This window comes from Mycobacterium sp. TH-M116 (genome assembly GCF_057473685.1).
On record NZ_JBYCLC010000269.1, the window covers coordinates 1 to 8,272 of the forward strand.

Annotated in this window: 4 protein-coding genes; all 4 read right to left on the minus strand. The window is 67.3% G+C overall.

From position 1 onward, the window contains the following. Window positions 1-88: 88 nt before the first annotated feature. Window positions 89-2,506, minus strand: a complete 2,418-nt coding sequence (gene ppsA / locus AC2VOK_RS13465; protein ID WP_428900924.1) for a phosphoenolpyruvate synthase — start codon at window positions 2,504-2,506, stop codon at window positions 89-91. Between the two features lie 27 nt (window positions 2,507-2,533). Continuing rightward, the gene (locus AC2VOK_RS13470; protein WP_428900925.1) at window positions 2,534-3,544 is read right to left on the minus strand and encodes a dihydroorotate dehydrogenase-like protein; all 1,011 of its coding nucleotides are present in this window, start codon (window positions 3,542-3,544) and stop codon (window positions 2,534-2,536) included. Continuing rightward, window positions 3,544-7,116, minus strand: a complete 3,573-nt coding sequence (gene nifJ / locus AC2VOK_RS13475; protein WP_428900926.1) for a pyruvate:ferredoxin (flavodoxin) oxidoreductase — start codon at window positions 7,114-7,116, stop codon at window positions 3,544-3,546. The genes AC2VOK_RS13470 and nifJ overlap by 1 nt, the downstream gene beginning before the upstream one ends. Beyond that, on the minus strand, window positions 7,113-8,272 hold a 1,160-nt coding region (locus tag AC2VOK_RS13480; protein WP_428900927.1), incomplete at its 5' end, for an NAD(P)-binding protein. The genes nifJ and AC2VOK_RS13480, both read right to left, overlap by 4 nt.

The following is an 8,272-nucleotide window of genomic DNA, read 5'->3' on the forward strand; positions in this document are numbered from 1 at the left end:
CCCTCGGGGGTACGTCGACTCAGCACATAGCGCGCCGCCGCATCCCGATCGACGGTGGCCGCGAACAGTCGCGAGGTGGGCACGCGCGTTACCGTTGCATCGGTTGCGACGCGACCTGCTGTTCCAGTTGGAGGACCTGCGTGGTGGTCTTCACCACCACATCGGGGTTCAGGCTTATCGAGTCGATGCCGAGGCGCACCAGGAATTCGGCCATGTCGGGATAGTCCGAAGGCGCCTGACCGCACAGTCCGGAGTGAATGTTGTTGCGGCGACAGCCTTCCACGGCCAGGCGGATCATCTCCTTGACGCCGTCGTCGCGTTCGTCGTAGTCGAAGGCCACGATCTCGCTGTCCCGGTCGACACCGAGGGTGAGCTGGGTCAGATCGTTGGACCCGATCGAAAATCCGTCGAAGCGTTTGGCGAATTCGTCGATGAGGATCACGTTGTTCGGGATCTCGCACATCGCGTACACCTTGAGGCCGTTCTCGCCGCGGCGCAGACCGTGTTTGGCCATCTCGCCCAGGACCAGGTCGGCCTCGGCCACACGGCGCACGAACGGCAGCATGAGCACGACGTTCGTCAGCCCCATCTGCTCGCGCACGCGTTTCATCGCCCGGCACTCCAGGGCGAACCCTTCTGCGTAGGCCGGGTGGGCGTAGCGCGACGCGCCGCGGAAGCCGATCATGGGATTGTTCTCTTCGGCCTCGAAGGCGGCCCCGCCGACCAGGCTGGCGTATTCGTTGGTCTTGAAGTCCGACATTCGCACCACGACCGGCTTGGGCCAGAATGCGGCGGCGATGGTGCCGATTCCCTCCGACAGCCGTTCCACGAAGAAATCCTCGCCACTGGAGTAGGCATAGGTCAGCCGCTCGATCGTGCGCCGGGCCTGCGGGTCGTCGACCCTGTCCGGATGCAGCAGGGCCAGCGGGTGGACCCTGATGTACTCGCTGATGATGAACTCCATGCGGGCGAGCCCGACGCCGTCGTTGGGCAGAAACGACGTCGTGAAGGCGAGATCGGGGTTGCCGAGGTTGATCATGATCTCGGTGCGGGGCCGTTTGATCCCGGCCAACTCGGTCCGGTCGACGTGGAAGCCGACCTCACCGCGGTACACGCGCCCCGTGTCGCCCTCGACACAGGACACCGTGACCACGGCGCCGTCCGGCACACTCGTGGTCGCGTCGCCCGCGCCGACAACGGCCGGGATGCCGAGTTCGCGGGCGATGATCGCCGCGTGACAGGTGCGCCCGCCCCGGTTGGTGACGATCGCGGCGGCAGTCTTCATCACCGGCTCCCAGTCCGGTGTGGTGGTGTCGGCCACCAGCACCTGGCCGGGCCGGAAGTCCGACAGGTTCCCCAGGTTGTCGATCCGTTTCGCCACTCCCGAGGCGACCTTCTCGCCCACCGAGCGGCCCTCGGTGAGTACCTGCCTCGCTTCCGGGCCATTGTCTTCGAGCACATAGGTCTCCAGCACCGTCGGGTTGCGCTGGGAGACGGCCGTCTCGGGGCGAGCCTGGACGATGTAGAGCTTCCCGTCCAGGCCGTCCTTGGCCCATTCGATGTCCATCGGGCGGCCGTAGTGCGCCTCGATGGCGCACGCATAGCCGGCCAGCTCGAGCACGTCGGAGTCGGTGAGGCAGAAGCGGGCCCGGTCGGAGCGAGGGGTGGGGATGTTGCGGGTCGTGTTCTTGGTCTCTCCCTCGACGAACACCATCTTGACCGCCTTGTCGCCGATCAGACGGCGCAGCACGGCACGGTGCCCGGCCAGGTAGGTCGGCTTGTGAACATAGAATTCGTCGGGGTCGACCGCGCCCTGGACCACGTTCTCCCCCAGGCCGTAGGCGCCGGTCACGAACACGACGTCGCTGAAGCCCGATTCGGTGTCGATGGTGAACATCACCCCCGAGGCGGCCAGGTCGGAGCGCACCATCTTCATCACGCCGATCGACAGCCAGACTTTGAAATGGTCGAAGCCCTGGTCGATCCGGTAGTGGATGGCCCGGTCGGTGAACAGACTGGCGAAGCAGCGCCGGCACGCGTCCAGGAGACTCTCGGCGCCCGTGATGTTGAGGTAGGTGTCCTGCTGGCCGGCGAAACTCGCCGTCGGCAGGTCCTCGGCGGTCGCCGAGCTGCGCACGGCCAGGCTGACGGTCTCACCGTATTCGTCCTGCAGTCTGCGATAGGCATCCAGAATCTCGCCGGCCAGATCGGCGGGAAGCCCGGCGCCGTAGACGATCTCGCGGGCTCGTTTACCCTTGCGCGCCAACGCGATGACGTCGGCCGGGTCGAGATCGTCGAGCTCGGCATGCAGCGCGTCCCAGGCGCCGGCGCTGTCGAGCATGTGCTGGTAGGCCTCGGCGGTGATCGCGAACCCGTGCGGGACGCGGACGTCCTGCCCGGACAGTTTCTGGTACATCTCGCCGAGCGAGGCGTTTTTTCCGCCGACGAGTGGCACGTCGCCGATGCCGATCTCCTCGAAGAAACGAATGTAGGTGAACCTGCTCATGTCCGCATCCTCCGTGTGTGTGCTGTGTCAGTACGTGCCGTCGGCACCGCTGTTGGCCTCATGGACCGCCCCGACGTAGTCCGCGCGTTCTCGTGCCGCCCACCCCTCGGCGTCGGGGGCCGCCAGCAGCCCGCGTACCTCGTCGAGGGTTCGAAATCCCTTGCGGTCCATCCAGGTGCTCAGATCCCGCAGGAGCACACTCACGTATTCGGGGCCATGACGCAGCAGCGCCGACGCCGACTGGACCACATCGGCGCCCGCGAGGAGATACTTGGCCACGTCAGCACCGTGCTCGACCCCGCTACTCCCGGCCAGCGAGGCGCGCACCCGTCCGCGCAGCAAGGCGATCCACGTCAGCGGCAATCGTGTTTCAGTCGGCGTCGACAACGTGACGGCGCGCACCGTCGTGAGGGTTTCCGGATCGATGTCGGGCTGGAGAAACCGATTGAACAACACCAGCCCGTCGGCGCCGGCATCATCCAGCCGGTGCGCCACGTCAGCGATGGCACTGAAATAAGGACTGAGCTTGACGGCGATCGGAATGGTGGCCGCGCTCTTGACCCCGGCGAGTACGTCCAGGTGGCGCTGTTCCACCGCGGCGCCGTCGACACCGGTGTCTCCGGGAAGGTAATAGATGTTCAACTCGATCGCCGCCGCACCGGCATCCTCTATCCAACGGGCATAGCGCGCCCAGCTGCCCGGGGTGGAGGCGTTGAGGCTTCCGATGACGGGCACGTCCACGGCGGCTGCTGCGCGTTCGACAAAGCGCAGATAGCGTTCAGGGCCCCGGCTGTTTGAGACGGCGCAGGGAAAGTAACTCAACGACTCGCTGTAACTCTCGCTGCCCTGGGCGACGATTCGCTCGTCGAACCGGGACTCTTGCAGCAGCTGTTCCTCGAACAACGAGTGCAGCACCACCGCACCGATCCCGGCGCCGGCAAGCCGCCGCACGCCGTCGACCGTGCGGCTGAGTGGCGACGCCGAAGCCAGCACCGGGTTGCGCAGCGGCAGACCGAGGTATCGGGTGGACAGGTCCATCAGTGCTCCCGACGCGGATCGGACGGGAACTGGTGCGGCTCGCGAGAAGCCATGTCTTCGTAGACCGCCCAGCGCTGATCGATGGACTCCTGGGCCAGCGCCAAAAGCCGTTCGGCTTCGTCCGGGTCGGCATTGCGCAGGCTGCGGTAGCGCAGCTCGCGATAGCGGTAGTCGGCCAGCGGCAGCCGGGGGCGGTGCGAATCCAGCAGGAACGGTGTCGCGCCCGCCTCGCGGAGCATCGGGTTGTAGCGGATCAGTGGCCAGTGCCCGCTGGCCACGGCCCGATACTGCTGGTCAAGGCCGTGGCGCATCTCGAAGCCGTGCGCGATGCAGTGGCTGTAGGCGATCACCAGCGACGGCCCGTCATAGGCTTCCGCTTCGCGGAACGCCAGCAAAGTCTGCTGTGGATCGGCGCCCATGGCGACCCGCGCGACGTACCCGCTGCCGTACGAAACCGCCTGTAACGCAAGGTCTTTTCGGGGTACCGTCTTTCCCGACGCGGCGAACTTGGCCACGGCGCCCAGTGGGGTGCTCTTCGACATCTGCCCGCCGGTGTTCGAATACACCTCGGTGTCGAGCACGAGCACGTTGACGTTGCGTCCGCTGGCCAGCACATGGTCGAGTCCACCCGAGCCGATGTCGTAGGCCCAGCCGTCGCCGCCGACGATCCACACGCTACGACGAATCAGGTGGTCGACGAGACCACGTAACTCGTCACCCACTTGGGGTTCCAGTCGGTCGAACCGGTCGAGGAGTTCGGCGACCCGCCGACGCTGAGCATGCAGCTCCGATTCCCGCAGTTGCGGGGCGTCCAGGACGGCGTCGACGAGCTCGGCGCCGAGGACCTCACGCTGCTCGGCCAGCCGCTGGCGCGCCTGGGTCAGGTGAACGTCGGCGGCAAGCCGAAGGCCCAGACCGAACTCCGCGTTGTCTTCGAACAGCGAATTGGACCAGGCCGGACCGCGCCCTTCGGCGTTGGTGGTCCACGGCGTCGTCGGCAAGTTGCCCCCGTAGATCGACGAACATCCCGTGGCGTTGGCGACCATCAAACGGTCACCGAACAACTGCGACAACAGCTTCAGGTAGGGGGTTTCGCCGCAGCCTGCGCAGGCGCCCGGGAATTCGAACAACGGCTGCAGGAACTGCGCGCCGCGCACGGTGCCGAAATCCACCGTCGATCGGTTGGCCACCGGCAAGGTTTCGAAGAAGGCGGTGTTTCGGCGACCGTCGGCGACCAGCGGCTCCCGCGGAGCAAGGTTGATCGCCTTTCTGACCGGCGTGCCGGGGACGACAGCCGGACAGGCTTCGACGCACAGACCGCATCCGGTGCAGTCTTCGACGTAGACCTGCAGCGTGTAGCGGGCGCCGGGAAGACCTACCGCGTCCAGCGGTGCCGACGGGAACGTGGCCGGCGCGTCGCCAAGCCGTTCGCTGTCGCAGAAGGTGGTGCGAATGACGCTGTGCGGGCACACAAACGAGCAGTTGCCGCACTGGATGCAGCTGTCCGGATCCCACGTCGCGACGAGGTCGGCGATGTTGGGTTTCTCGTAGGCCGCGGTCCCGCTGGGATAGCTGCCGTCCGCCGGCAGGGCGCTGACCGGCAGCGCGTCTCCGCGCCCGGCGATCATCTCCGCGGTCACGGTCCGCACGAAATCGGGCGCGTCGACCGGAACCAGCGGCTCGGGCCGGTGGCCGGAGCCGGCCCGGTCGGGTACTTCGACCCGGTGTAACCGCTGCAGGGCACGATCGACGGCGTCGATTTCGCGGGCCACCGCGTCGGCACCGCGCCCGGCGTAGGTTTTGGCCACGCTGTCTTTGATCCTGGTGATCGCCTCGTCGAGCGGCAGAATTCCGGAGATGGCGAAAAAGCAGGTCTGCAAGACGATGTTGATCCGCCCGGCCATCCCGACCTCACGGGCGATGGCGTTCGCGTCGATGACGTAGAGACCGATGTTTTTGTCGAGGATCTGCTGTTGCACCGTCGCCGACAGGCTGTCCCACACCCGCTCGGGTGGACGGGGGCTGTTGAGCAGCAATGCGGCGCCCGGAGCGGCACGGCCGAGCACATCGACGCGGTCGAGGAACCGCTGGTGATGGCATCCGACGAAGTCGGCCTGCTGCACCAGGTAGGGCGCGCGAATGGGCTCGGGACCGAACCGCAGATGCGAGACCGTCTGGGAGCCAGATTTTTTCGAGTCGTAGACGAAGTACCCTTGTGCGTGGACGTTCGGCTCGGCGCCGAGGATCTTGATGGTGTTCTTGTTCGCGCCGACGGTCCCGTCCGACCCCATCCCGAAGAAGACCGCTTTGGTGATCGCCGGGGATTCGATGTCGAACGCCGGGTCGTAGTCGATGCTGGTGCCGCTGACGTCGTCGTCGATGCCGACGGTGAAGCGGGTCCGCGGCCGCTCGGCGGCCAGCTCGGCGAAGACTCCGGCGACCATGGCGGGGGTGAATTCCTTCGACGACAGCCCGAACCGCCCGCCGCACACCAGTGGCAGTGAGGACCGTTCGCCGCGGCTGTAGCCCTCGGCCAGGGCGGCCGTGACGTCCAGGTACAGCGGCTCGCCGAACGACCCCGGCTCCTTGGTGCGATCCAGTACTCCGACCGTGCGTACCGTCGACGGGAGCGCCGTCAGCAGCGCCTGCACCGGAAAAGGCCGGTATAGCCGCATCTGGATCACCCCGACCCGCTCGCCGCGGGCGGTCAGCGCGGCGACCGTCTCGGCCGCCGCCTGTCCGCCCGAACCCATCAGCACCAGCACGCGGTCGGCCCTGGGGTGCCCCGTGTAGTCGACGACGTGCATGGGGCGCCCGGTGCGCCGGCCGAGCTCGGCCATCAGCGCGTCGACCAGCTCGGGCACGCGGGCATAGAAAGGGTTGACCGTCTCGCGGGCCTGAAAATACGTATCGGGATTCTGCGCGGTGCCGCGGATGAACGGCCGATCCGGCGACAGTGCCCGGTCACGATGCCCCAGGATCAGCGACGTGGGCACCAGCGCGCGTAGGTCGTCGTCATCGAGCATCTGAATCGTGTTGAGTTCGTGGGAGGTGCGGAACCCGTCGAAGAAGTGCAGGAACGGGACCCTGCTGCGCAGGGTGGCCGCGTGGGCGATCAGCGCCAGGTCATGGGCCTCCTGCACCGAGGCGGAGGCCAACAGCGCGAATCCCGTCTGGCGTGTGGCCATCACGTCGGAGTGGTCGCCGAAGATGGACAGTCCCTGAGCGGCCAGCGATCGCGCGGCGACGTGGATGACCGCCGAGGTCAGCTCGCCGGCGATCTTGTACATGTTGGGGATCATCAGCAGCAGGCCCTGCGACGCGGTGAAGGTGGTGGCCAGCGCCCCGCCCTGCAGGGCGCCGTGCAGCGCTCCCGCGGCGCCGCCCTCGCTTTGCATCTCCACCACCGACGGCACGGTGCCCCACAGGTTGGGACGCCGCCGGCTGGACCACTCGTCGGCCAGCTCGGCCATCGGCGAGGACGGGGTGATGGGATAGATGCAGCACAGCTCGCTGAGCCGGTAGGCCACCGACGCCGTCGCCTCGTTGCCATCCACTGTCGCGCGCATCATGTTCTTTCTGCGACCATGTCGATGGCGTGCACCGGGCATTGGTCGAAGCACGTCGCGCACCCGGTGCATTTGTCGTCGTCGAACCGGTAGCGGTGACCGCGGCCCAGCTTGATCACCGCGTCTTCCGGGCAGGCCCCCAGGCAGCCGTCGCATTCGAAGCAGTTCCCGCAGGACAGACACCGGCCCGCCTCGAACGTCGCCTCCTGCTCGGACAGTCCGCCGACGACCTCGTCGAATCCGGTCAGCCGCTGCCGCGGGGGGAGTTCGGGCTCGGCCCTGCGGGAGGCGTCGCCGAAGTACCACAGGTGCATCAGGTCGAACTCGGCGACCCGATGCTTGGGCGGGCGTTGCCAGGAGTCGCCGCGCAGCCAGGCGTCGATGTGGTGGGCGGCCTTCTTGCCGTGCCCGACGCCGACCGTCACGGTCCGCTCGGACGGCACCATGTCGCCGCCCGCGAACACCCCTGGGCAGCCGGTCATCAGCGTCGCCGAGACCAGAACCGATCCGTCGTCGTCGAACTGCACGCCGGGCAGGTTGCGCATGAACGCCGACTCGGTCTTCTGCCCCAACGCCATGATCACGGTGTCGGCGGCCAGAGTCTCGAAATGCCCGGTGGGCATCGGGCGTCCGGACTCGTCGATCTCCATCAGTTCCACACGCAGCTCAGATCCCTGCAGGGCGGAGATGGTGCGCAACCAGTTGATCCGAACCCCTTCGCTTTCAGCCTCATCGACTTCCTCGGGATGCGCGGACATCTGGGCCGCCGTGCGGCGATAGATGATGACCGTGTCCTCGGCGCCGAGACGACGGGCGACGCGGGCCGTGTCCACCGCGGTATCGCCGCCGCCGTAGACGGCGACGTGGCGGCCGATCTCGGGGCGTTCTCCCGACGCGACATCATGCAGGAACGACACGGCATCCAGCAGCGACCCGGCATCCGTGACGGGGATGTCGACCCGCTTGGCCAGGTGGGCACCGACGGCCACGAACACGGCGTCGAAGTTGCCGTCGGCGCGTTCGGCGGCCAGGTCGTCGACCCGGTGCCCGCTGGTGAACTGGACGCCGAGCGCGACAACCCGCCGGACCTCGGCGTCCAGCACATCGCGGGGCAACCGGTAGTCGGGGATTCCGTAGCGCATCATCCCGCCAGGTTCGG

Excerpts from the sequence above, each read along its gene's own strand:
- nifJ (WP_428900926.1), bottom strand. The coding sequence starts at position 7,116 with ATGATGCGCGCGACAGTGGATGGCAACGAGGCGACGGCGTCGGTGGCC.
- AC2VOK_RS13470 (WP_428900925.1), bottom strand. The coding sequence starts at position 3,544 with ATGGACCTGTCCACCCGATACCTCGGTCTGCCGCTGCGCAACCCGGTG.
- ppsA (WP_428900924.1), bottom strand. The coding sequence starts at position 2,506 with ATGAGCAGGTTCACCTACATTCGTTTCTTCGAGGAGATCGGCATCGGC.